Source organism: Bradyrhizobium sp. ERR14 (assembly GCF_014198235.1).
Lineage (GTDB): Bacteria > Pseudomonadota > Alphaproteobacteria > Rhizobiales > Xanthobacteraceae > Bradyrhizobium.
Window position 1 is genome coordinate 34,776 of the sequence record NZ_JACIHD010000014.1, and the last position, 22,227, is coordinate 57,002.

A 22,227-nucleotide genomic window follows, 5' to 3' on the forward strand; every position below is an offset into this window, starting at 1 on the left:
AGTCCGCTAGAAAGAGAACCCATGCCAGATAGTGCCCCGCAACAACTGCTTCACCTCGTCATCGGCGGCGAACTCGTCGATCTCGAGCACAACACCTTCAAGAATCTCGACGACGTCGAGATCGTCGGCCTCTATCCGAATTACGCGACCGCCCATGCCGCCTGGCGGGCCAAGGCGCAGAGCACGGTCGACAACGCGCAGATGCGCTATTTCATCGTCCACCTCCACCGGTTGCTCGACCCGAATCAAGAACCGGCGCGTTGAAAAAACTGCTTCGCAATACGCTGCGAAGCAGCTTCGTTCAGCGTGCCGTCGGGGTCCTGGCGGCCGAATATCTGCGTCTGGTCTGGCGGACCAACAAATTCACGTTGGATCCGCCCGACGTCTATGCGCAGGTTGAGCCGCAGCTCCCTGCGATCTTTGCGTTCTGGCACGGCCAGCATTTCCTCACGCCCTTCATCAAGAACCAGAACAAGGCTTCCTATCGCGCCAAGGTCCTGATCTCCCGCCACCGCGACGGCGAGTTCAATGCGATCGCCGCCGAGCGGCTCGGCATCGGCACCATCCGCGGTTCCGGCGATCATGGCGGCGCCTTCCACCGCAAGGGCGGGGTCGGCGCCTTCAAGGAAATGGTGCGCACGCTCCAGACCGGTTGTAATGTCGCGCTGACCGCCGATGTCCCCAAGCGCTCGCGCGTGGCCGGGCTAGGCATTATCATGCTGGCACGGGAATCGGGGCGGCCGATCATGCCTTTCGCGATGGCGACCAGCCGCTTCGTCCGGCTCAAGAACTGGGACCGCACCACCATCAATTTGCCATTCGGGCGGGGCGCATTGGTCGGCATCAAGGAGATCCACGTTCCCGCAGATGCCGACGCCGCCATGATGGAAGCGTTGCGGCAGGAGCTGGAAGACACGTTGAACGAGGCGACCCGCCGCGCCTATGCGCAACTCGGCCGCCCGGGACCGGAAGATGCCTAATTCGTTGCCGATGACGCTGCGGATGTATCAGCGGCTGGCCTCCGGCCTGGTGCCGCTTGCGCCGGCGCTGATCAAGCGGCGGCTGAAGCAGGGCAAGGAGGATCCCGCGCGCGTCGGCGAGCGGCGCGGCCTGTCCAGGGACGTGCGGCCGCATGGTCCGCTGGTCTGGATCCACGGCGCCAGTGTCGGCGAGGTGCTGGCCGCTGCGGCGCTGGTCGAGCGGTTGCGCGATCTCAATCTGCGCATCCTGCTCACCTCGGGCACCGTCACCTCGGCCGCCGTGGTCGCAAAGCGGTTTCCGCCCGACGTCATCCATCAATACGTGCCGTATGATTCCCCGCGCTATGTCGCGCGCTTCCTCGATCATTGGAAGCCGTCGCTGGCGCTGTTCATCGAATCCGATCTGTGGCCGAACCTGATCCTGGCGGGCGCTAGCCGCCGGGTGCCGATGGTGCTGATCAACGGGCGGATGTCGCCGCGCTCCTTCCCGCGCTGGCGCCGCATGCACGGCACCATCTCGGCGCTGCTGTCGCGGTTCGACATTTGCCTGGCGCAGTCGAAGACCGATGCCGAGCGTTTCTCCGCGCTCGGCGGCCGCGACGTCGTCACGACAGGCAATCTCAAGCTCGACGTGCCGGCGCCGCCGGCCGATCCCGCCAAGCTCGAACGGCTGATGGCGATGACGCGCGGGCGCCCCATCATCGTCGCGGCCTCGACCCACCCGGGCGAGGACGAGATGCTGGTCGCGGCGCATCGCGGCCTCGCCGGCTTCTTCCCGCAGCTCCTCACCGTGATCGTGCCGCGCCATCCCGATCGCGGCTCCTCGATCGCTGGCTTGATCACCGCCTCGGGCCTGAAGCCGGCATTGCGCTCGCGCGAGGAGCTGCCGACCGCGACCACCGACATCTATGTCGCCGACACCATGGGCGAGCTCGGCCTGTTCTACCGGCTGTCGCCGATCGTGTTCATGGGCGGATCGCTGATCCGCCATGGCGGGCAGAACCCGATCGAGGCGATCAAGCTCGGTGCCGCGATCGTCCATGGCCCGCACGTCTTCAACTTCGCCGATGTCTATGAGGCGCTCGACGGCAGCGGCGGTGCGCGCCAGGCCGACACGCAGGAAGCGCTGGTCAAGCAGCTCGGCCAGCTGCTGGCCGATCCCGCCTTGCGCGACAAGATGCAGCGCGCGGGCAGCGGCGTGGTCGAGGAGCTCGGCGGCGCGCTCGATCGCACCATGATCGCGCTCGAGCCGTATCTGCTGCAGCTACGGATCGAGATGGGAGCCGCCAATGCGTGAGCCGGCCTTCTGGTACCGGCCACGTTCTCTCCAGTCGTACGTGTTATGGCCGCTCGGAGCGCTCTACGGCGCAATCACCGAACGGCGCATGCTGCGCAAGGGCGTGGATGCCGGCATCCCCGTGATCTGCGTCGGCAATTATCATGTCGGCGGCGCCGGCAAGACACCGACCGTGTTGGCGCTGACCAAGCTGCTGCGCGAGCTCGGCGAGACCCCGGTGGTGCTCAGTCGCGGCTATGGCGGACGTCTGCAGGGCCCGGTCATGGTCGACCGCGCGCGCCACACCGCGTCCGACATCGGCGATGAGCCCTTGATGATGTCGCGCGACGTCCCGGTCGCGGTCGCGCGGGATCGCCTCGAGGGTATCGCGCTGGCGAAGTCGCAAGGCGCCACCGTCATCCTGATGGACGACGGTTTCCAGAACCCGCGCCTGGTCAAGGACACTTCGCTGATCGTGATCGATAGCGAACGTGGCCTCGGCAATGGCAAGGTGTTTCCGGCCGGCCCGCTGCGCGCGCCGCTGAAGACGCAGCTCGCGCGCACCGATGCGCTGGTGCTGATTGGCGACGGCCGTGCCGCCAACGATGTCGCGGCCGAGCTTGCCAAGCGCGACAAGCCGGAGCTGCGCGCGCGTCTGAGGCCGGACGCCGGGTCGGTCGCAAGACTGTTGGGCAAGCCGGTGTTCGCGTTCGCGGGCATTGGCGATCCCGAACGATTCTTCCGCAGCTTGCGCGCCTGTGGCATCGAGGTCGCGCGCACGCGCGCCTTCGCCGATCATCATATGTTTTCAAACGACGAGATCGCAGCGCTCGCAGCGGAGGCGCAGCGCGAGCAGCACACGCTGGTGACGACGGAAAAGGATCTCGCGCGCCTCCGCGGCCGCGAGGGCCTGCCTGCTAGCATCGTGCCGTTCGCTGTGCAGCTCGAATTCGATGATCCGACAGCGCTCCGGCAATTGATCAGCGATCATCTCTACAAGGCGCGCGAGCGGCGGTTCAGCAGGCGATGATCTCGTTTGGTGGGTAAGCTAGTCCGCCGCAGCCAAAGAGCGGAGGATGGAAAAACAATTCATCCATCGCCATGCGGTATTCGACAACTGATCGGGCGACATCTCGCGGCTGATGAATTCTCTTCCGCACGTTCGGGAGTTGATGTAGCCTTCGATGAGAGCCGTCACCGGGACGTGCCGACCTCCCGGAAATCATCGACGGCGTTTATGCCCACGGCGGGCAGTACCTTCATCACTTCAGATGCAGCGGCCGTAACGATCAGTTCGGAACGGCAGGGAAAATCATTGCCAAAAACCAGAGGAGAACATGCCATGCATTTTTGCCTCACCGGACAGTACACCCCACGCGCTCTCAATGCCATTTTGGAGAATCCCACCACCGATCGCCAGGAGGCGGCACGAAAGCTCATCGAAGCGGCCGGCGGAAAGCTGCTTTCGATGTACAGCGTTGCGGCCGACGGCCCGGGCGTTTTGGTGATTTTCGATGTGCCTGATCCGGGTGCGGCGCCGGCCATTTCCGGCCTGACCGTCACCGCAGGCACCCTGCAGAATGTGAAACTGACCAGGTTGTTCACGCAGGACGAGATCAAGCAGGTCCGCCAGAACGCGGCGAAGCTGCGTTCTTCGTATACCCCGCCCGGAAGCTGACATCAGGATCTGAAGCGCGATGCGATGAGGATGAATCGTCATCGCGCTTTAGGTTGTTGTTTAAGCATGATCTTTTCGGAAAACCGCTGCGCACTTTTCCGGATCATGCTTTAGAGCTTCGGTTCTGATTGAAGCAGAACCGGAGCTCTGGATTCCCGTTCTTGGCGCGTCGTCTTCACGCGTACCGGTATCGCAATTCAGCAATCAGTCGTGCTCACCACGCCCCGACGGCCATTAATCCAATAATGGTCAGGCACGAGACGCAGGCTACCGCGACGGTATAGCATTCGGGTGTATTCATTGCTCACTCCCAAACTGTTGCCAATTGCTTGGTAATTGCTACGCGGGAGAGATCGCCGGTCGCGGGCCACTTCAATGCTGCAGGCCGTGAACGGTCTTGCGATGTGCGTCCGTCCTCTCGTCGTCAACCTGATCCGCAGGATGACGAAGCGCTTCGAGAGCTTCGGAGCGTTCAGCTGCGATCAGAAGCTGTTTGCGCATTTCAGCGAGACGGGCGCGACAATATTCACGATAGAGCAAGTCCAATATGGTGGGCATGATCACCCCCATCGTTTGACTCTCGATTTACAGATATTCCACCGCAAGTTTTCGAGGTGATCGTAGCCCGTCGGATGGCTCTTTCGATATGAGCCCGTTCACAGACTGCGCCAATTCCAAAGCTCGATGGCTGTTTGGTTGACTTGATTGTCTGTGCGATAAAAGGAACAGGGCCAATTACCTAACGAACACTGTAGCAGCTCTCTGTTTCAACAAGACTTCGTCAAACAACTTAAGGGCGCCGGATTGCAACAAAGAATCCAACCACAACGCGAAATGACTAACTACGGAGTGCAAGTATTCTTCGATGCAACGCGGATCGGCACCACGGAGATCTTTTCTCCGTGAGACTCGCGGTTCAGGGGCATGCGAACATCGTCTCCATCCCATGACGCGAAAAAAAGCTGCACCGCTCGTGCCACGCCACACGGCTGCGCTTTGCCTAACCCGCAGCAGCCTGCCATTCAGGCGACATTCATCGCAAAACGCCTATCGGTTCCCGACGATCAGGAGAATTCGATGAAACTGCCGTCTGCGACCGTTGCCGCCAGCCTTGTGTGTCTGATCGTTGCGCCCGTCTTCGCGCAAACTCCCGCGCCGACAGCAAGCCCGACCGTCACCGTGCCGGTTCCTGCGACCAAGCGCGTGACGTGCCTTGCGACGACCGCGAGCCTGAAAGGGCAGGACAAGCGCGACCAGCTGCAGCTCTGCATGGCGCAGGCGCGGCTCGATTGCCTGAAGCAGGCGATCGATCAGAAGGTCGTCGGCGAAGCCAGGAAGAGCGCGATCAAGACTTGTGTGGGTGCGGATGGTCCCGAGCAGCAATAGCAGAACGACGCCAAGCGTTCGGTCTCGTAGGGTGGGCAAAGGCGCAAAGCGCCGTGCCCACGGTCTCGTCGCAATCAAGACGAACAACGTGGGCACGCTTCGCTTTGCCCACCCTACGAGAGTTACGAGAGCGGAAAGCTCATTGCTGCGGTTTCGGCGCGCCCGGGAAATGCCGCTGCAGCACGGCGGCGGGTGTGGCGTAGGCCTCCTGCAAATCCACGCTCCAGTACTTCAGCTCGTCGAGCGGAATCCGCGTGTCGGTGATGGCACAGCGCACGAAGGTCCCCGGCGAGATCACGCGGAAGTCGCCGTCGAGATATTGCACTTGCGCTTCGCCATGGCCCGAGGGGCCGAACTTGTTCAGCACGGTCGAAAGTCTCCGTGGAAGGCCGCTCCGTGGAAACCCTGGAGGGCGATGTGTTGGACGGGATGTAGCATAGATAGGGCGGCTTGTCCGCCCGGTAAACCCACCGGTTTGTGATGTTTTGCCGCCGTTTCCGCGTGATAGTGCTTGGGCGAAGGATCGCTGGTTCCGGCATCTCCTGTGGCAGAGTCCGATGCGCCTTCGACTGACCGCCCTGTTTCTGACGCTGCTGATGTCCGCCGCGCATGCCGCGCCGGCGCCGCAGCCGGTCGACATTCCGCTGGCGTCCGGCGTGCTGCATGCGCAGCTCTACAAGCCTGAAGGGGCGGGGCCGTTTCCGGCCGTGATCGCGCTGCACGGTTGCGACGGCCTCAGCAGCCATTCCGATTCCGTGCTGCCGCGCTACCGCGATTGGGCCGAGCGCTTGCTCAGGGCAGGCAATGCCGTGCTGCTGCCCGACAGCTACGGCTCGCGTGAGCTCGGGCCGCAATGCCGCGTCAAGGAGATGCACGTCAAGGCGCGACGTGAGCGCGTCACCGACGTCGCAGCATCGCGCGCCTGGCTGATGAAGCAGTCCTGGGTGGCGCGCGATCGCGTCAGCCTGATGGGTTGGGCCAACGGCGCGAGCGCGCTGCTGTGGGCCGTGCGGCCGCAGAGCGCGGCGCGTGATCTGGGGCCGGATTTCCGCGCCGCGATCGCGTTCTATCCGGACTGCCGGATCTCCGCCGGTCTCGGCTGGAGCACGCGGGTGCCGACCCTGGTGCTGATCGGCGCCAATGACGACGTCTCCTCGCCGCCGGCCTGCCGCCAGATGGTCGAGGGCGCGCATGGCCGCAGCGCGCTTGCACGCATCGTGGTCTATCCCGACGCCTATCACGATTTCGACCGCGCCAACACACCGCTGCACGCCGCTGGCGGCAGCAACGATGCCGCCGTGCCCGAGCGCGGCCATCTCGGCACGGATGCCGAGGCGCGCGCGGAGTCGCAAAAGGACGTCGCGCAGTGGCTGGCGCGGTAAAGGAAGTCCCGTAGCCCGGATGGAGCGCAGCGCAATCCGGGACAGCGCAGCGCGTGGCACGAACCCGGATTACGCTTTCGCTCCATCCGGGCTACGGGTCTTCCAAAGCGGGGCCGTCCGAGGAACAAATTCAGGCGGACAGCCCCGCATCGACCACCGCCCTGCACGGACTTGATGGCCGACCCGGAATCTACGGATCGCACGCGGCGCCGGTTTCAGCACGTGAGGGCGCCTTAGTTCGACCACGATGTCGACTAAACGCAGTCCTCATGCGTATCGTCCTCTTCGCCTCCGCACTGGCCGTCTTCACCGTCGCGATCTTCCTCTACGAAGCCCACGCCGGCGCCCCACAGCGCGCACCGGAGCATTGCGGCTTCTGGACCACGATCGACGCGGGATTGTCGTGCCGGTGAAGTACATCAGTCCAACACCGTCACCCTGAGGCGGCCGCTTCTTCAGCGGCCCTCGAAGGGCGGCGGCCCGGCTGCATCGCGGCCGTACACCCTTCGAGGCTCACCTTGCGATGCGTCCGCATCGCAAACCTCGCACCTCAGGATGACGGGTTGGCATTGGGAGTGCTGCGATCGCAGAGGCGTCTCACACCTCAGAACAAGCTGCCCTGATCCACCGGCTTGGCCACACGCTTCGGCGCGGGCTTTGTGTCCGCCGCAGCCGACTTTGGCTGCGCGGGCGTGCGCTTCGTCGTTGGCGCCGGGCGATCCGCGTCCGCGGTTGCGCCCACGCGCCCATCGGCAAACTCGATCTCGAGCCGCGCATTCGGCCCGATGCTGTCGGCCGCATGCACGGGATGCCCCGCCTCGTCCCGCACCAGCGCGAAGCCGCGCGCGAGCACGCTGCGGTAGGACAGTGCGGACAGCAGCTTGCCGCTGTTCTCGACGCGAGCCTCTAGCCGCTGCAGCAACGTGACGAGCGCGCGGCCGGCGCGCTCGCTGAGGCGCTGCGTGCGCTCGCGCTGGCGGGCGATCGTGTTGCGCTGTGCCTGCGCATTGGAGAGTTTTGAGGCACGCAAGCGAACCTCGAGCCCGGCAAAGCGGTCGCGCCGACGCCGCAGCAACGAGCGCGCGGACAGGCCAAGCCGTTCGCCGCACACGGTGAGGCGGTGGTCGGCCTGAGAGATCTGGCCGTGCAGCACCCGCAGCGTCAGCTTTGAGCTTGCGGCGGTAAACCGGCGGAAATGCGCATGCGTGTTGGCCTTGAGGCAGCGGGGCAGGGACGCGCCCGCCGAATCCAGCCGCTGCCTGGGAATGGCGAGCAGATCGCCCGCCGCCGGCAGCGCGCGGGCGGCGGCGCGCAGCTCGCTGCGACGGCTTTCCTGGGCGCGCTGCCAATAGGCGCGGGTGCGGCGTCCGAGGTCGGCGACCTCGACGAACAATTCGCTGCGCACCGGCACCGCCATCTCGGCCGCCGCCGTCGGCGTCGGCGCGCGCTTGTCGGCGACGAAATCGATCAGCGTGATGTCGGTCTCGTGCCCCACCGCCGAGATCAGCGGGATCATGCTCTCGGCTGCCGCCCGCACCACGATCTCCTCGTTGAACGACCAGAGATCCTCCAGCGAGCCGCCACCGCGCGCGACGATCAGCACGTCGGGCCGCGGAATCTTGCCGCCCTCGGGCAGTGCGTTGAAGCCGCGGATGGCGGCCGCGACCTGCTCGGCCGAGCCGTCGCCCTGAACTTTCACCGGCCACACCAGCACGCGGCGGGGAAAACGGTCCTCCAGCCGGTGCAGGATGTCGCGGATCACCGCGCCGGTCGGTGATGTCACGACGCCGATCACCTCCGGCAACCACGGCAGCAGCTGCTTGCGCGCTTCGTCGAACAACCCTTCCGCGGCGAGCTTCTTCTTGCGCTCCTCCATCAGCGCCATCAGCGCGCCGATGCCGGCCGGCTCCAGCGCCTCGATCACGATCTGGTACTTCGAGGAGCCCGGATAGGTCGTGAGCTTGCCGGTGGCGATGACCTCGAGCCCTTCCTGGGGCTTGAAGCGCATCCGGCCGTGCACGCCCTTCCAGATCACCGCCTCGATCTTGGCGCTCTCGTCCTTGAGTGCGAAATAGCAATGGCCGGAGGAGTGGGCGCCGCGGAACCCCGAGATCTCACCGCGGACCCGGACATGGCCGTAGGTGTCCTCCACCGTCCGCTTCAGGGATTGGGAGAGCTCGGAGACGGTGAATTCAAACGCGTTGTTCAGTTGTTCCGCAGGCGGCATCTAGCAAGCGATTCGGCATGTTGGGGTCAGACCCGACGTTAAGGATTTTCGCCGCGCGGCGCCAATCCGGGGATTGATCTGGAGAGTACTCTGTATTATAGAGTTCTCTGTTGATTGATGAGTTTGAGGGAGGTGAGCCATGGCGATCCGGTTGCTGCGCGGCGTCTTGAGCGGCCTGAAATGGGCCCTGTGTGCGGTCGGCGGCGTGGCGCTGATCCTGACCGCGATGATCGCAACGCCGCTGGAGCGGCCGCCCGAGATGCGGTCGGTCTCCGACTCCGCCAAGGGGATCGACTGGTCCACCCTGCCGCCGCTGGAGCGCTTCCAGGCCCGCGACGGCACCTGGATCGGCTATCGCCATTACGCGGCCAAAGCGCTTTCAAGCGAAGTGGAAGCCGGTTCGCGTGAAGAAAACGCGTCAAAACAAGAATCTGGAGCCCGATCCCATCGGAACGGAAATGGCTCCGGGGGCCCGGCGGCAAGCCGCGGCGCGATCTTCATCCATGGCTCGTCCGGCTCCAGCGGCACCGTCAACCACGCGCTGACCCACGCGATCGCCGCGCGCGGGGTGGAGACCTGGGCGCTCGACATCCGCGGCCATGGCGGCTCCGGCACCCGCGGCGATATCGGCTATGTCGGCCAGCTCGAGGACGACCTCGTCGATTTCGTTGCCGAAGTTCGCAAGACCGCGCCGGATCTGCCGCTCACTCTGATCGGCCATTCCGCCGGCGCCGGTTTCTCGCTGCGCGTCGCCGCGACGCCGATCATGCAGGACATGTTCGTGCGCACCGTGCTGCTCGCGCCCTATCTCGGCTATGACGCACCGACCAACCGGCCGAACGCAGGCGGCTGGGCCAGTTTCAATGTCCCGCGCTTCTTCGGTCTGACGGCGCTGCGCAAGCTCGGCATCGACTGCTGTTCGCAGCTTCCGGTGCTGGCCCTGGCGGTGCCGCCGAGCTCGGCGAAGTACCTCGTCTCCATTTATTCCGATCGCCTGACGCGCAATTTCGCGACGCGCGGCTATCGCCTCGATCTGCCGGCAACCACGCGTCCGGTCACCATCTTCGGCGGCACTGATGACGAGATGATGATCTCGGAGAAATATGCGCAGACCGTGCAGGCGGTGAAGCCGTCGGTCGACGTCAAGGTCATTGACGGCATCAATCATATGGGCATCGTCACCCATCCGAAGGCGATTTCGGTGATCGCCGAGGACGTGGCAACGCGCGGGGGCGGTCAGTCATGATGCGGCTCGCAGGTGGCAGGGCAATCGCATATGGAGCACGATGCCGCCGCATTGGCACTGCGCTCCCTCCCCCGCTTGCGGGGGAGGGTTGGGGAGAGGGTTTTTCCGCGTTGGGGTTGTCGAGAATTTACCGAGTACGTCCCTGCGCGGTTCTTTCCTCCCGGGGATTGTCCCGTTGCGGAGGCACCCTCTCCCCAACCCTCTCCCGCAAGCGGGAGAGGGAGCCCAGTGCCGATGCCGCTGCGTTGTGCTCACCATACGCTGCGATGATGCCGGGTTGATGGGGACCGATATGATCGATAGCAAGCAAGCTGCGGAGTCCCTCGCCGACATCGACGACATCGTCCAGCGCCTGAAGCAATCGCAGCTCTATGAGCTGGCGAGCCTCGCCGCGGTCTGGTGGGGCGTCTTGGTGTTCGCAGCCAATCTCGTGACCTGGCTTTGGCCGATCTACGCGGTCTACGCCTGGGTTGCCGCGGATGTTTTCGGCGTCGGCGGCCTGATTGCACTTCGCGTGCTCGATCCGAAAAGCCACCCCTTTGGCGCCGGCGTCGGCATCAGGTTGTTCCTGGTATTCGCCCTGTTCTTCGCTTTCGGTTATTTCGTCACCAGCGTCGTCGGTCATTTTGGTCCGCGCCAGTTGGGGACGTTCTGGCCGATCTATTTCATGCTGTTCTACACACTCGCTGGGCTGTGGTTCGGCTACGCCTTCGTGGCGATCGGCCTCGGCATCACGGCGCTGACGCTGTTCGGCTTCTTCTACATCGGCGAGGCGTTCCCGCTCTGGATGGCCTTCGTCAATGGCGGTGGCCTGATCCTCGGCGGCCTCTGGATGCGGCGGATCTAGCGCATGCCCGGGCTCGACGACATCATTCCCCAGCCGGCAGCCAATACCCAGGAAGGAGCGCGCCCGTGATCGACAGCCATCAGTCTCCTGAAGCACTGAACGCCAATGAGCATGCCGTTCGTCGTGGGCAGCGGTCGCAGGTCTACCTGGTCGCGGGTCTCGTCCTGCTGATATGGGCCGTGATGCCGTTTGCCGACGATGTCCTGATGTGGTTCTGGCCGCGCTACGGGGCCTATTATTGGAACAGCTGGTTCGTGGTGAATGACGGGCTGTATTTCTGGTTTGCACTCTACGTCGTCTCGGCTCTCGGCCTCGTTGTTCTCGGCGCCTATCATCTTTCGAGAAACGGCATCCGCCTGTTCGACAGGCGCACTCTGCTGGCGCTCCTGCTGATCGCCGCCTTTGGCCTCGTCTGCTGCTACTTCGGCAGGTTCTCGCCGCGCCAGCAAACGGTGTTTTGGCAGGTCTACATCACGCTGGTCTACCTGACGGCGGGGCTTCGGTTCGGCTACGCCTTTGCACCGCTCGGCGCGACCATCATCGCGCTGACGCTGATCGGATATTTTTATATCCCGGGTGTACCGCTGTTGCCGTGGATGGCAGCCGTCAATGGCGGCGCGCTGGTCGCGGGGACCCTCTGGATGCGGCGGGGCTAGGCGTGGCGGAGCTCGACGACATCATCCACCAGCCACTGCGGCTGAAGATCATGGCGGCGCTGAACGCGCTGCCTGCGACCGCGGGGCTGGAGTTCGCGCGTCTGAAGAAGCTGACCGGCGCCACCGACGGCAATCTCGGCGCGCACATCGAGACCCTGGCGAAGGCGGGCTATGTGTCGGTGGAGAAGGCGTTCGTGGGCAAGAAGCCGCAGACGACGGTGACAGCCACCGCCGCCGGCCGCAGGGCGTTCGCGCGGCATGTGGCGACGTTGCAGGAGATTATTGCGGGGAAGCAGGCGTAGCGCCTGCGATGCCGATTACCCTCTGATCTGAGCCGGGAGGCAACCTGCGAGAAAGTGCTATCGCGTTAACCCTCAACCTTTGGCGGTGTGTTAGTAGTTCGGCGGGGGAGCTGACTGCATGGCAAAAAAGGAAGTCAAACTCGATCCTGACGACGGGCTCAATGTCAGCGAGGTCGGCCCATGGGCTACGGAAAAGCATGCACGGGTGCGGCAGTACATTGAGATTTCGAGTGCGACGCGGAAGAAGTACATCCCGCCGCCCGCCTGGCACGCTGGGGCCGCATACATCGAACTGTTCTCCGGCCCCGGTCGTTCGCTAATCAACGGCACCAAACGCATCATCGACGGGAGCCCGCTTGTCGCCTACAGGGCAGCGCAGCAGACAGTGCCCTTCACTGAGATGCATCTCAACGATCTCGACCCAAGCAACTCTGCTGCCGTGGAAAAGCGCCTTCGTGCACTCCGCGGGGAACCTGTTTGCTATAGCGCCCCAGCCGATGTCGCAGTTGACAAGATCGTCGCAGCGCTGAACCCGAGCGGACTGCACTTTGCCTTCTTGGACCCGTACAACCTCGAAGGCCTGTCTTTCGAGATCATCAGGAAGCTCTCGAAGCTGAAGGTGGACATGCTCATTCACGTTAGCGTGCAGGACCTCCAGCGCAACCTTGATGAATACAGCAAACAGGGTGGCGTGTTTGACACGTTTGCGCCGGGGTGGAAGGGACACGTCAACCAAAAACAGGCGATAGCGTCGTTCAGGGCGGCGCTGATGAAGTACTGGATCGACGAAATCTGCAAGCTCGGCACGACGCCTGCAAAGGGCGTAGAGTTGATCGTTGGTTCAAAGCGGCAGCGGCTATACTGGCTTGTGTTCGTCAGCGGACACAGCCTTGGTCGAAAGCTGTGGGAGGCGATCCGCGACCCGATGCGGCAGACAACGATGGATTTGTGATGGCTGACACCTCAATCGAGTGGACCGACGCGACGTGGAATCCAGTCGCTGGCTGCACGGTGCTCTCGCCCGGATGCACGAACTGCTACGCGATGCGCATGGCGGCGCGGCTGGATGCGATGGGCATGCCGAAGTATCAAGGTCTCACGCGCAAGAGCGGCAAGCGCGCCGTCTGGACCGGCAGGGTCAGGCTTGATCGCGCCGCGCTTGGCATCCCGGCAGGGTGGAAGAAGCCGCGCCGGATTTTCGTGAACTCGATGTCGGACATGTTTCACGATGGCGTGCCGCCGGAGTTCGTTGCGGCTGTCTGGCACACGATGCAGGCGACGCCGCAGCACACGTATCAAATTCTTACCAAACGGCCGGATCGGATGGCCGTCATCACCGCATCATTGCCGGTACTGCCAAACGTATGGCTCGGTACGAGCGTCGAGAGCGCAGACTATCTCGGGCGCCTTGACGAACTTCGCAAGGTCCGTGCTGCCGTCAGGTTTGTCTCATTTGAACCCTTACTCGGTTCGGTGGCTAATGCCGATCTAAAAGGCATTCAGTGGGCCATAGTCGGTGGCGAGAGCGGACCGCGTTCCCGTCCGATGGCCGAGCAGTGGGTCGCGGAGATTGAGGCGGCATGTCGCAAGGCGCGGACGGCCTTTTTCTTCAAGCAGTGGGGCGGCGTTCGCAAAAAGAGCACCGGCAGGCACTATCGCGGCCGCACGTTCGACGAAATGCCGCGCGCCGTCGCGATGTAGTGATTCGTCGTGGCAAGAGGGCGTCGCTTACAGGCTCACATAAGCCTGGCCGTCTTCGCCAAGCCAACCATGACTTCGTGGCTGATCCTTGCGCTGTTAGTGGCTAAGCACGGTTTTCCGTCACTTTGCATCCACCTTTTGGCCCCCACAGCTTTGGCAAACGCGGCTGCTTCTTCCTTTTCCGCGATCATAACGATCTGCTCGGCCCCGCCGCTCTTGATCGTGTAATCACACTTGATGGCCTTCGCCATTGCCTTCGTCACCGCGTTCGGTGTGGGAAATTCCTTTCCATCCTTAGTCATGATCGGCCCCTTCACGCGCTTACGCAGTTCGAGGTAATCACTGAAGTAAATGGTCACGCAGAAACGTGTCTTATGCGTATCAATGAACTTGTTCCACTGAACGTTTGGCACTCTGGGCTCCACAATTGGAATGGTCACGCGAAATGGAACGCGACTACAACCGAGTAGTTGAACGTCGTCAATAGAAGCCCGTGCTTCCTCGCGGGAGAAGCGACAGCGGCAGGCGCATAGGAATGACGGGGAGTGTTGGGCATCCCCCTTGAGAACCGCCCCGATTCGTGCGACCTCCGGCCCCCAGCAAACCCCTTATTCTGAGCCTTCGATGCACATTCTCCTGCTCGGTTCCGGCGGTCGCGAACATGCCCTGGCGTGGAAGATCGCAGCCTCCCCCCTGGTGACCAAGTTCTGGTGCGCGCCCGGCAATGCCGGCATCGCGCGGGAGGCGGAATGCGTGGCGCTCGACGTCGCCGACCATGCGGCGGTGATCGAGTTCTGCAAGACGAACAAGGTCGAGCTCGTGGTGGTCGGGCCGGAGACGCCGCTGGCCGCCGGCATCGTCGACGACCTCACCGCCGCCGGCATCAAGGCGTTCGGCCCGAGCAAGATCCCGGCCCAGCTCGAAAGCTCCAAGGGTTTTACCAAGGCGCTGTGCACCGAATTCGGCATTCCGACCGGCGCCTACAAGCGCTTCACCAACGCCAAGGACGCGCGCGACTACGTCCAGAGCCAGGGCGCGCCGATCGTCGTGAAGGCCGACGGCCTTGCCGCCGGCAAGGGCGTCGTCGTCGCCAAGACCGTGCGCGAGGCCGAAGACGCCATCGCCATGATGTTCGAGGGCGCGTTCGGCGAGGCCGGCGCTGAGGTCGTGATCGAGGAGTTCTTGCCGGGCCGCGAGATCAGCTTCTTTGCGCTGTGCGACGGCGAGACCGCCATTCCGCTGGCCTCCGCGCAGGACCACAAGCGCGTATTCGACCACGACGTCGGACCGAACACCGGCGGCATGGGCGCCTATTCGCCGACGCCTTTGGTGACGCCCGCGATCCACGACGCGATCATGGCGAAGATCATCTTGCCGACGGTATCAGGCATGAAGCAGCGCGGCACGCCGTTCCGCGGCGTCCTCTACGCCGGCATCATGCTGACGACGCAGGGGCCAAAGCTGTTCGAGTTCAACGTCCGCTTCGGCGATCCCGAGTGCCAGGTGCTGATGCTGCGCATGATGTCGGACATCGTGCCGGCCTTCCTCGCCGCCTGCGACGGCCAGCTGAAGAATTTCGATCTGCGCTGGCATCCGGACTCCGCGCTCACGGTGGTGATGGCGGCGAAGGGTTATCCCGGCGACTACCAGAAGGGCACGCGGATCGACGGGCTCGATGACGCCGCGAAGGTGGACACCGTCGAGATCTTCCACGCCGGCACGGTCGAGAAGGACGGCGCGATCCTCGCCAATGGCGGCCGTGTGCTCAATGTCTGCGCGCTCGGCAAGACCGTGACGGAGGCGCAGAGCCGTGCCTATCAGGCCATCGACCGCATCAACTGGCCCGAGGGCTTCTGCCGCCGCGACATCGGCTGGCAGGCGGTGGAGGCGGAGAAGGCCAAGGGCTGAGAAGCAGCTGACAAGAACCGGCTCACGATCCCGGACGGCGCTCAAAGCGCGCCAATCCGAGAATCTCGAGGGCTTGTGTCACCGCGCCGCCATATCGACATTCCAGAATGTGCAATCAGCTGTTGGGGTTAATAGCCCCGCCGATGATACCGCTACTGTGCATGGGGTTGTTTTCGCAATTTTAGGTGTCGGGGCCGGCCCCGACTGACCCTTTAAAGGATGCAGAAAGATGTCCGATCTCGCCGACCTCTATCCGGATTTTGCCGCCGAATGGATCAATACCTCCTTCGGCCGCATCTTCGCCCGCGTCGGCGGCAGCGGGCCGCCGCTGCTGCTCCTGCACGGCTTCTCCGAGACCCATGTGATGTGGCACCAGGTCGCGCCTGAGCTGGCCAGGCACTTCACGCTGATCATCGCCGATTTGCCGGGCTACGGCTGGTCCGACATGCCCGAGAGCGATGCGCTGCACATCCCCTACAGCAAGCGCGCCATGGCCAAGGCGATGGTGGAAGTGATGGAGCGGCTCGGTCACGTGCACTTCGCGCTGGCCGGCCACGACCGCGGCGGCCGCGTCTCCTACCGCCTTGCGCTCGACCATCCCGGCCGGCTGTCGAAGCTCGCGGTGCTCGATATCCTGCCGACCTATAATTACTGGGAGCGGATGAACCGCGCCTACGCGCTGAAGATCTACCACTGGACCTTCCTGGCGCAGCCCTATCCACTGCCGGAGACGCTGATCTCTGGCAATGGCGAGTTCTTCCTGCGCTTCAAGATGGCGAGCCAGACCAAGTCGAGGACGCTGGAGGCCATCGACCCGCGCGCGCTCGAACATTACCTCGCCCCGTTCCGCGATCCCGCCCGCGTGCATGCGATGTGCGAGGACTACCGCGCCGGCGCCTATTTCGACTACGACCTCGACAAGGCCGATTTCGAAGCCGGCAAGAAGATCACCATTCCGATGCTGGCGCTGTGGGGCAATGCCGGCGTGGCCCAGGCCGCGGCGACGCCGCTCGACACCTGGCAGCAATGGGCGACGAACGTGGTGGGCATGCCGGTGGATTCCGGGCACTTCCTGACCGAGGAGAATCCCGACGTGACGGCAGAGGCGCTGCGCGAGTTCTTTTCGGGCTGACGATCTTGTAGCCCGGATGGAGCGAAGCGAAATCCGGGTCTGTCAACGCCGCGACACTGTCCCGGATTGCGCTTCGCTCCATCCGGGCTACGACTGCCCTACCTTCGCTCCCGAAAGAACTCCTTGAGCAGCCGCGCCGCCTCGCTCTCGCCGACCCCGGAATAGACGTCCGGCGCGTGATGGCAGGTCGGCGAGGCGAAGAACCGCACGCCTGATTCCACCGCGCCGCCCTTGGGGTCGGCAGCGCCGTAATAGAGGCGCCTCACCCTTGCAAACGAGATCGCGCCCGCACACATGGTGCAGGGCTCCAGCGTCACGTAGAGGTCGCAGTCCACGAGGCGCTCGCTGCCGGTCTTCCTGGCCGCCTCGCGCAGCGCAACGATTTCGGCATGGCCGGTGGGGTCGCGGTCGGTCAGCGTCCGATTGGCGGCGGTGGCAATGACCTCGTCATTGCGGACCACCACGCAGCCGATCGGAACTTCGCCCGCTTTTCCGGCATTTTCGGCCGCCAGAAGCGCCAAATCCATGAAAGAGGGGGCTTTCAAGCCTCGTATCATCCGAAGAAACCTGCTAGTAGCTGCGCCTTCAGCAGAAGTGCTTACCGGTTTTGCCTGGGCATGCGGCTCCGAACGAGCGCGCACAATGCTCAACGGCCACCCCCTTGAGTGAGATCATTCATGCCTCGCGACAGCGACAAAGACAACGATTCCCGCGGCCGGCGAGGCCCGCCCAAAGGCGGCCGTTCCGGCAAGGCGCGCGGCCCCGAGAAGAAGTTCGCCAAGCGCGGTTTTGAGGGCAAGAGCGAGGGCAGGGGCGATCGCGACAGCCGCCCGCCCCGCGAGGGTAAACCGTTCCGCCGCCGCGAGGAGGGCGATGCCCCGCGCCGCGATTTTTCCGACCGTCCCCGCTTCAAGCGCGATGACCGCGGCGGTGAGGGTCGTGGCGAGCGCAGCTTCAAGCCGCGCGGCGACCGTCCGTTTTCCGATCGCTCTTCGCGTGATGGCGAGAAGCGCCCATTCAAGCCGCGTGGTGATCGTCCGTCCTATGGCCGCGACGACCGTCCGCCGCGCAGCCGGGACCGTGCCGATTCCCGTCCCGCCGGCCGGTTCGGCGACAAGAAATTCGGTGACAAGCGGCCCTACGCGCCGCGTGGCGATCGTCCGGAACGCAAGTTCGACAGCGAGCGGAAGTTTTCGCGGGGCGGTCCTGATCGCGACCGCGGCGAGCGCGGTGATTCCAAGCCGTGGCAGAAGCGCGACGACCGTCCGCGTGGCGATCGTCCGCCGCGCAAGGATTTTGGCAAAGGCCCGCGCAAGGATTTCGGCGGCCGTGATCGCGGCGAGGACAAGCCCTGGCAAAAGCGCGAAGGCGGCGAGGACCGTCCGCGCTTCTCGCGCTCGCGCGACGATCGCGCATCGGGTGATCGTCCGTTCCGCGAGCGGCCCAAATTCGATCGGCCCCGCGAGGATCGTCCAAAGTTCGATCGGCCCCGTCGCGACGGCGATGGCGACCGCGGCGGGCGCGGCGGCGACCGGCCGAAATTCAACCGTCCGCGCGAGCGGTCGGAAGGCCGTTCCGATTGGCACGAGCATCCGCGCAGCGAAGGCCGTTTCGGCGATCGCCCGCGCCGTGACAATGAGGACGACAGCAGGATCTTCGAGAAACGCCCCGCCTTCGGCGGCCGCGGCGCCTATCGCGAGCGGGACCGCGATTTCGACCGCCGGCCCCGCCGGGAGGAAGAGCCGAAGCCGAAGAAGGCCGGCGAGCGCATCGCGAAAGCGCTGGCCCGCGCGGGCCTTGCCTCGCGCCGCGATGCCGAGGAGATGGTCACGCAGGGCCGCGTCACCGTCAACGGCCGGGTGATCAACTCGCCGGCGCTCGACATCACAAAGAACGACGTCGTCCTGGTCGATGGCAAGCCGTTGCCGGAGCGCGAGCGCACGCGGCTGTTCCTGTATCACAAGCCGCGCGGACTGATGACCACGCATGACGACCCCGAGGGTCGTCCGACCGTGTTCGACAACCTGCCCGAAGGCCTGCCGCGCCTGATCTCGATCGGCCGGCTCGATTTCAACACCGAAGGCCTGCTGCTGCTGACCAACGACGGCGGCCTCGCGCGCACGCTCGAGCTGCCCGACACCGGCTGGCTGCGCCGCTATCGCGTTCGCGCCCATGGCGACGTCACCCAGGCGCAGCTCGACGAGCTCAAGAACGGCATCGAGGTCGAGGGCGTCAAATACGGTCCGATCGAAGCGACGCTGGAGCGCGATCAGGGCGCCAATGTCTGGCTGGTGTTCGCGATCCGCGAAGGCAAGAACCGCGAGGTGCGCAATGTCTGCGCTCATCTCGGGCTCGAGGTGAATCGGCTGATCCGGGTCTCCTACGGTCCGTTCCAGCTCGGCGAGGTGCCCGAAGGTCAGGTCGAGGAGATCCGCTCGCGCGTGCTGCGCGACCAGCTCGGCGACAAGGTGATCGAGAAGTCGGGTGCGCAGTTCGACGTGCCGCAGAAATCTTCTGCAGGTGATGACGAGAAGAAGCCCACCAGCAAGCGTGCCGTCATCAACGACCGCAAGGGCCGCCGCGTGCTGGTGCAGCGCACCGGCAGCGAGGAGGCGCGCGAGCGCAACGAGGAAGAGGCCAACGGCTACGGCCCGCCGCGCCGTCCCAAGCGCGGCTATCACGGCAAGCGCGACCTGACGCCGCGGGAGGACTAGCTTGCGCGTCGTCGGCGGCAGGCTGAAGGGGCGCAATCTCGCCTCACCGTCCTCGCGCGACATCCGCCCCACGGCGGACCGCTTGCGCGAGTCCGTCTTCAACATCCTCGTGCACGCCTATGACGATCCGATTGCGGACGCGCGCGTGCTCGATCTCTTCGCCGGTACCGGGGCGCTCGGCATCGAGGCGTCGTCGCGCGGCGCGAAGTTCACGCTGTTCGTCGACAATGGCGCCGAGGCGCGGGCGCTGCTGCGCAATAACGTCGAGTCGCTCGGCCTCGGCGGCGTGACCAAAGTGTATCGCCGCGATGCGACCGATCTTGGCCCGGCGCATCCCGTCGAGCCGTTCTCGCTCGCGTTCCTCGATCCGCCCTACGGCAAGGGCTTTGCCGAGAAGGCGCTGGCAAGCTTGCGCGATGGCGGCTGGCTCACGCCCGGCGCGCTGCTGGTGGTGGAAGAGGCGAAGGCCGCGCAGTTCGCGGCGCCGGAAGGATACGAGGAATTGGAGCGGCGGGCGTATGACGACACGGAGTTCGTGTTTTTGCGTAGGGCGGATTAGCGAAGCGTAATCCGCCGTCGGCTCGTTCCGCGGGGGTAAAGGCGGCGGGTTACGCTACGCTAACCCGCCCTACGAAGCTCATCGCGCCGAACAGCCTTACTGCCGTAGGGTGGGCAAAGCGGAGCGTGCCCACCACCTGTCTCGATCATGCGCAGATCGTGGGCACGGCGCTTTGCGCCTTTGCCCACCCTACGGCACCTTCACCACGGCACCGTCACCTTCGCCCGAACAGCTTCTCCACATCGCTGAGCTTCAGCTCGACATAGGTCGGCCGGCCGTGGTTGCACTGGCCGGAGTTCGGGGTTTCCTCCATCTCGCGGAGCAGGGCGTTCATCTCTTCCGGCCGCAGCCTTCGGCCGGCGCGCACCGAGCCGTGGCAGGCCATGGTCGCCGCGACATGCATCAGGCGGCGCTCGAGCGGCAGCGCCTCGTCCCACTCGGCCATGTGCTCCGAGAGATCGCGCAAGAGGCCGCCGGCATTGGTCTTGCCGAGGAGCGAGGGCGTCTCGCGCACCGCGACCGCACCGGGGCCGAAGGATTCGATGGCGAGGCCGAACGAGGCGAGCTCCTCGCTGCGCTCCAGGAGGCGCTCCACCGTCGCCTCGTCCATCTCGACGATCTCGGGAATGAGGAGGATCTGCCGCTGCACGCCGTTCGCCGCCAGCGAGGCCTTCAGCCGCTCATAGACAATGCGCTCATGCGCGGCATGCTGGTCGACGATGATCAATCCGTCGCGGGTCTGCGAGACGATATAGGTCTCGTGGATCTGCGTGCGCGCGGCGCCAAGCGGACGATCGATGAGGTCAGCGACCGGTTGCGTCTCGAACCGCACGTCCGCGCTGGGCGCACCGACGTCGAAGGCGGCCTGCGCGCGCTCGGCGAAAGCGGGTGCGGCCGATCCTTCGAAGGACGGCATCGGCGCGACCGGGGCGGACGGCGAAGCCCGCCAGTCCCAGCTTGCGGGACGCGGCGGCGTGAAGGCCGGCCGGAACGCGGACAACGCGCTCTCGCCGCTGTTGGCGGCGGTGCGACGCCCCTCACGCGCGAGACCTTCCTTCAATCCGTGCACGATCAGCGCGCGGACGAGGCCGGCGTTGCGGAAGCGCACTTCGGTCTTGGCCGGATGGACGTTGGCATCGACCTCGCGTGGGTCGAGCGTAACGAACAGCGCAAGCACGGGATGCCGGTCGCGTGGCAAATAGTCGGCATAGGCTCCGCGCACCGCGCCGAGGATCAGCTTGTCGCGGACCGGGCGGCCGTTGACGAAGAGATACTGCCCGAGCGCGTTGGCCTTGGTCAGCGCAGGTGCAGCGGCATAGCCGGCGACGACGACGCCCTCGCGCTCGGCATGGACCTCGAAGGCATGGCTGCGAAACTCAGCGCCCAGGATGTCGCCGAGCCGCGTCAGGCGGCCGGCGGCGCCGGGCAGCGCGGCAGCCCAGGTCACCGGTGCGCGCTCCTCGCCCGCCAGCGTGAAGGCGATATCGGGCCGCGCCATCGCGAGGCGCCGCACCACCTCGCGGATGGCTTCCGCCTCGGTGCGGTCGGTCTTCAGGAATTTCAGCCGGGCCGGCGTCGCATAGAAGAGGTCGCCAACCTCGACGCGGGTGCCATGCGCCAGCGCCGCCGGCATGATCTCGGACTTCTCGCCGCCCTCGACCGTGAGCGCCCAGGCGTGCGGCTCACCCGCATGCCGGGTGGTGATGGACAGTCGTGCCACCGAGCCGATCGAGGGCAGCGCCTCGCCGCGGAACCCGAGCGTGCGGATCTGGAGCAGATCCTCGTCGTCAAGCTTGGAGGTGGCGTGGCGCTCGACCGCGAGCGCGAGGTCTTTCGCGGTCATGCCGCCGCCGTCGTCGGTGATGCCGATCCGGCGCCGCCCGCCGCCATCGGTGAAGACGTCGATCCGGCTCGCGCCGGCATCGATGGCGTTTTCGACCAGCTCCTTGACCACGCTCGCCGGACGCTCGACCACCTCGCCGGCGGCGATGCGGTTGACGACCTGTTCTGGAAGCTGGCGGACGGGCATGAGATTCTGATCTGGATTCGCGGACAGCGCTATTCTAGGCCGTGTTGCGTCAAAAGCATGTGTTGGGCAACAGCCGTGTGGCCGCCTGGGGAAGAGGGCTACCTATCGCATTGAAGACATTGAGCGTTCGAGAAAATTGCGCAGGCCGGCACCTGCCGACATCCGACGACGGTCCGGATTGTGAGGCGTCGGGCAGCGGTGTAG

24 protein-coding genes are annotated in these 22,227 nt (G+C 64.9%); 18 read left to right on the top strand and 6 right to left on the bottom strand.

Annotated features, from left to right (window positions below; translation table 11 throughout):
- Positions 1 to 21: 21 nt before the first annotated feature.
- The 5 genes from GGD62_RS29110 to GGD62_RS41730 are packed head-to-tail and all read left to right on the top strand — an operon-like array spanning position 22 to position 3,934.
- Positions 22 to 264, top strand: coding sequence for a DUF4170 domain-containing protein (locus GGD62_RS29110; protein ID WP_018648410.1), 243 nt, complete (start codon positions 22 to 24; stop codon positions 262 to 264).
- Positions 261 to 980, top strand: a complete 720-nt coding sequence (locus GGD62_RS29115; protein ID WP_018321920.1) for a lysophospholipid acyltransferase family protein — start codon at positions 261 to 263, stop codon at positions 978 to 980. Before GGD62_RS29110 ends, GGD62_RS29115 begins: the two co-directional genes overlap by 4 nt.
- Positions 943 to 2,277 (top strand): 3-deoxy-D-manno-octulosonic acid transferase, encoded by a 1,335-nt coding sequence (locus GGD62_RS29120; RefSeq protein WP_018321921.1) that lies wholly within the window; start codon positions 943 to 945, stop codon positions 2,275 to 2,277. The genes GGD62_RS29115 and GGD62_RS29120 overlap by 38 nt, the downstream gene beginning before the upstream one ends.
- Positions 2,270 to 3,286 (top strand): tetraacyldisaccharide 4'-kinase, encoded by a 1,017-nt coding sequence (lpxK, locus tag GGD62_RS29125; protein WP_183711594.1) that lies wholly within the window; start codon positions 2,270 to 2,272, stop codon positions 3,284 to 3,286. Before GGD62_RS29120 ends, lpxK begins: the two co-directional genes overlap by 8 nt.
- Positions 3,287 to 3,295: 9 nt before the next feature.
- A complete protein-coding gene (locus tag GGD62_RS41730) occupies positions 3,296 to 3,934 on the top strand; it encodes a GYD domain-containing protein (protein WP_312014306.1) in 639 nt (212 codons plus the stop codon).
- A gap of 372 nt (positions 3,935 to 4,306) precedes the next feature.
- On the opposite strand, the gene GGD62_RS29135 is transcribed toward GGD62_RS41730, so the two are convergent.
- A complete protein-coding gene (locus GGD62_RS29135; protein WP_183711596.1) occupies positions 4,307 to 4,504 on the bottom strand; it encodes a hypothetical protein in 198 nt (65 codons plus the stop codon).
- A gap of 507 nt (positions 4,505 to 5,011) precedes the next feature.
- Here GGD62_RS29135 and GGD62_RS29140 point away from each other — a divergent pair.
- Entirely contained in the window at positions 5,012 to 5,320 is a 309-nt protein-coding gene (locus GGD62_RS29140; protein WP_026202638.1) for a hypothetical protein, read from the top strand.
- A 139-nt stretch (positions 5,321 to 5,459) separates the two neighbouring features.
- On the opposite strand, the gene GGD62_RS29145 is transcribed toward GGD62_RS29140, so the two are convergent.
- On the bottom strand, positions 5,460 to 5,687 hold the full coding sequence (locus tag GGD62_RS29145) for a DUF2093 domain-containing protein (RefSeq protein WP_018321926.1): 228 nt from the start codon (positions 5,685 to 5,687) through the stop codon (positions 5,460 to 5,462).
- A gap of 190 nt (positions 5,688 to 5,877) precedes the next feature.
- On the opposite strand from GGD62_RS29145, the gene GGD62_RS29150 reads away from it, so the two are divergent.
- Positions 5,878 to 6,702 (top strand): dienelactone hydrolase family protein, encoded by an 825-nt coding sequence (locus GGD62_RS29150; protein ID WP_183711598.1) that lies wholly within the window; start codon positions 5,878 to 5,880, stop codon positions 6,700 to 6,702.
- A 269-nt stretch (positions 6,703 to 6,971) separates the two neighbouring features.
- Positions 6,972 to 7,115, top strand: coding sequence for a hypothetical protein (locus GGD62_RS29155; protein ID WP_018321928.1), 144 nt, complete (start codon positions 6,972 to 6,974; stop codon positions 7,113 to 7,115).
- Between the two features lie 191 nt (positions 7,116 to 7,306).
- Here GGD62_RS29155 and xseA read toward each other — a convergent pair whose 3' ends face one another.
- Positions 7,307 to 8,929, bottom strand: a complete 1,623-nt coding sequence (gene xseA, locus GGD62_RS29160; RefSeq protein ID WP_183711600.1) for an exodeoxyribonuclease VII large subunit — start codon at positions 8,927 to 8,929, stop codon at positions 7,307 to 7,309.
- A gap of 139 nt (positions 8,930 to 9,068) precedes the next feature.
- Between xseA and GGD62_RS29165 the strand changes: the two genes are divergently transcribed.
- From GGD62_RS29165 to GGD62_RS29190, 6 genes are all read left to right on the top strand, one after another.
- Positions 9,069 to 10,175, top strand: a complete 1,107-nt coding sequence (locus GGD62_RS29165) for an alpha/beta hydrolase (RefSeq protein WP_183711602.1) — start codon at positions 9,069 to 9,071, stop codon at positions 10,173 to 10,175.
- A 292-nt stretch (positions 10,176 to 10,467) separates the two neighbouring features.
- Positions 10,468 to 11,022 (top strand): hypothetical protein, encoded by a 555-nt coding sequence (locus GGD62_RS29170; RefSeq protein WP_183711604.1) that lies wholly within the window; start codon positions 10,468 to 10,470, stop codon positions 11,020 to 11,022.
- 65 nt (positions 11,023 to 11,087) lie between these two features.
- Complete coding sequence (locus GGD62_RS29175) at positions 11,088 to 11,678, top strand: hypothetical protein (protein ID WP_183711605.1); 591 nt, start codon at positions 11,088 to 11,090, stop codon at positions 11,676 to 11,678.
- Positions 11,679 to 11,680: 2 nt separating this feature from the next.
- Positions 11,681 to 11,980 (top strand): transcriptional regulator, encoded by a 300-nt coding sequence (locus tag GGD62_RS29180; RefSeq protein WP_183711606.1) that lies wholly within the window; start codon positions 11,681 to 11,683, stop codon positions 11,978 to 11,980.
- A 118-nt stretch (positions 11,981 to 12,098) separates the two neighbouring features.
- Positions 12,099 to 12,932, top strand: coding sequence for a three-Cys-motif partner protein TcmP (tcmP, locus tag GGD62_RS29185; RefSeq protein WP_183711607.1), 834 nt, complete (start codon positions 12,099 to 12,101; stop codon positions 12,930 to 12,932).
- Positions 12,932 to 13,681 carry a DUF5131 family protein gene (locus GGD62_RS29190; RefSeq protein WP_183711608.1) on the top strand — a complete coding sequence of 250 codons (750 nt, stop codon included), beginning with the start codon at positions 12,932 to 12,934 and terminating at the stop codon, positions 13,679 to 13,681. The genes tcmP and GGD62_RS29190 overlap by 1 nt, the downstream gene beginning before the upstream one ends.
- A 35-nt stretch (positions 13,682 to 13,716) precedes the next feature.
- On the opposite strand, the gene GGD62_RS29195 is transcribed toward GGD62_RS29190, so the two are convergent.
- Positions 13,717 to 14,094: a hypothetical protein gene (locus GGD62_RS29195; protein ID WP_183711609.1), complete on the bottom strand. Its 378-nt coding sequence runs from the start codon at positions 14,092 to 14,094 to the stop codon at positions 13,717 to 13,719.
- 211 nt (positions 14,095 to 14,305) lie between these two features.
- On the opposite strand from GGD62_RS29195, the gene purD reads away from it, so the two are divergent.
- Both purD and GGD62_RS29205 read left to right on the top strand, forming a co-directional pair.
- The gene (gene purD, locus GGD62_RS29200) at positions 14,306 to 15,589 is read left to right on the top strand and encodes a phosphoribosylamine--glycine ligase (RefSeq protein ID WP_183711611.1); all 1,284 of its coding nucleotides are present in this window, start codon (positions 14,306 to 14,308) and stop codon (positions 15,587 to 15,589) included.
- Positions 15,590 to 15,818: 229 nt separating this feature from the next.
- A complete protein-coding gene (locus tag GGD62_RS29205) occupies positions 15,819 to 16,721 on the top strand; it encodes an alpha/beta fold hydrolase (protein ID WP_018321938.1) in 903 nt (300 codons plus the stop codon).
- A gap of 98 nt (positions 16,722 to 16,819) precedes the next feature.
- Here GGD62_RS29205 and GGD62_RS29210 read toward each other — a convergent pair whose 3' ends face one another.
- The gene (locus tag GGD62_RS29210) at positions 16,820 to 17,278 is read right to left on the bottom strand and encodes a nucleoside deaminase (RefSeq protein ID WP_179731627.1); all 459 of its coding nucleotides are present in this window, start codon (positions 17,276 to 17,278) and stop codon (positions 16,820 to 16,822) included.
- 120 nt (positions 17,279 to 17,398) lie between these two features.
- On the opposite strand from GGD62_RS29210, the gene GGD62_RS29215 reads away from it, so the two are divergent.
- Complete coding sequence (locus GGD62_RS29215; RefSeq protein WP_183711613.1) at positions 17,399 to 19,435, top strand: pseudouridine synthase; 2,037 nt, start codon at positions 17,399 to 17,401, stop codon at positions 19,433 to 19,435.
- A gap of 1 nt (position 19,436) precedes the next feature.
- Positions 19,437 to 19,994, top strand: coding sequence for a 16S rRNA (guanine(966)-N(2))-methyltransferase RsmD (rsmD, locus tag GGD62_RS29220; protein ID WP_183711616.1), 558 nt, complete (start codon positions 19,437 to 19,439; stop codon positions 19,992 to 19,994).
- A 214-nt stretch (positions 19,995 to 20,208) separates the two neighbouring features.
- On the opposite strand, the gene mutL is transcribed toward rsmD, so the two are convergent.
- A complete protein-coding gene (gene mutL / locus GGD62_RS29225; protein WP_179731624.1) occupies positions 20,209 to 22,023 on the bottom strand; it encodes a DNA mismatch repair endonuclease MutL in 1,815 nt (604 codons plus the stop codon).
- Positions 22,024 to 22,227 lie beyond the last annotated feature (204 nt).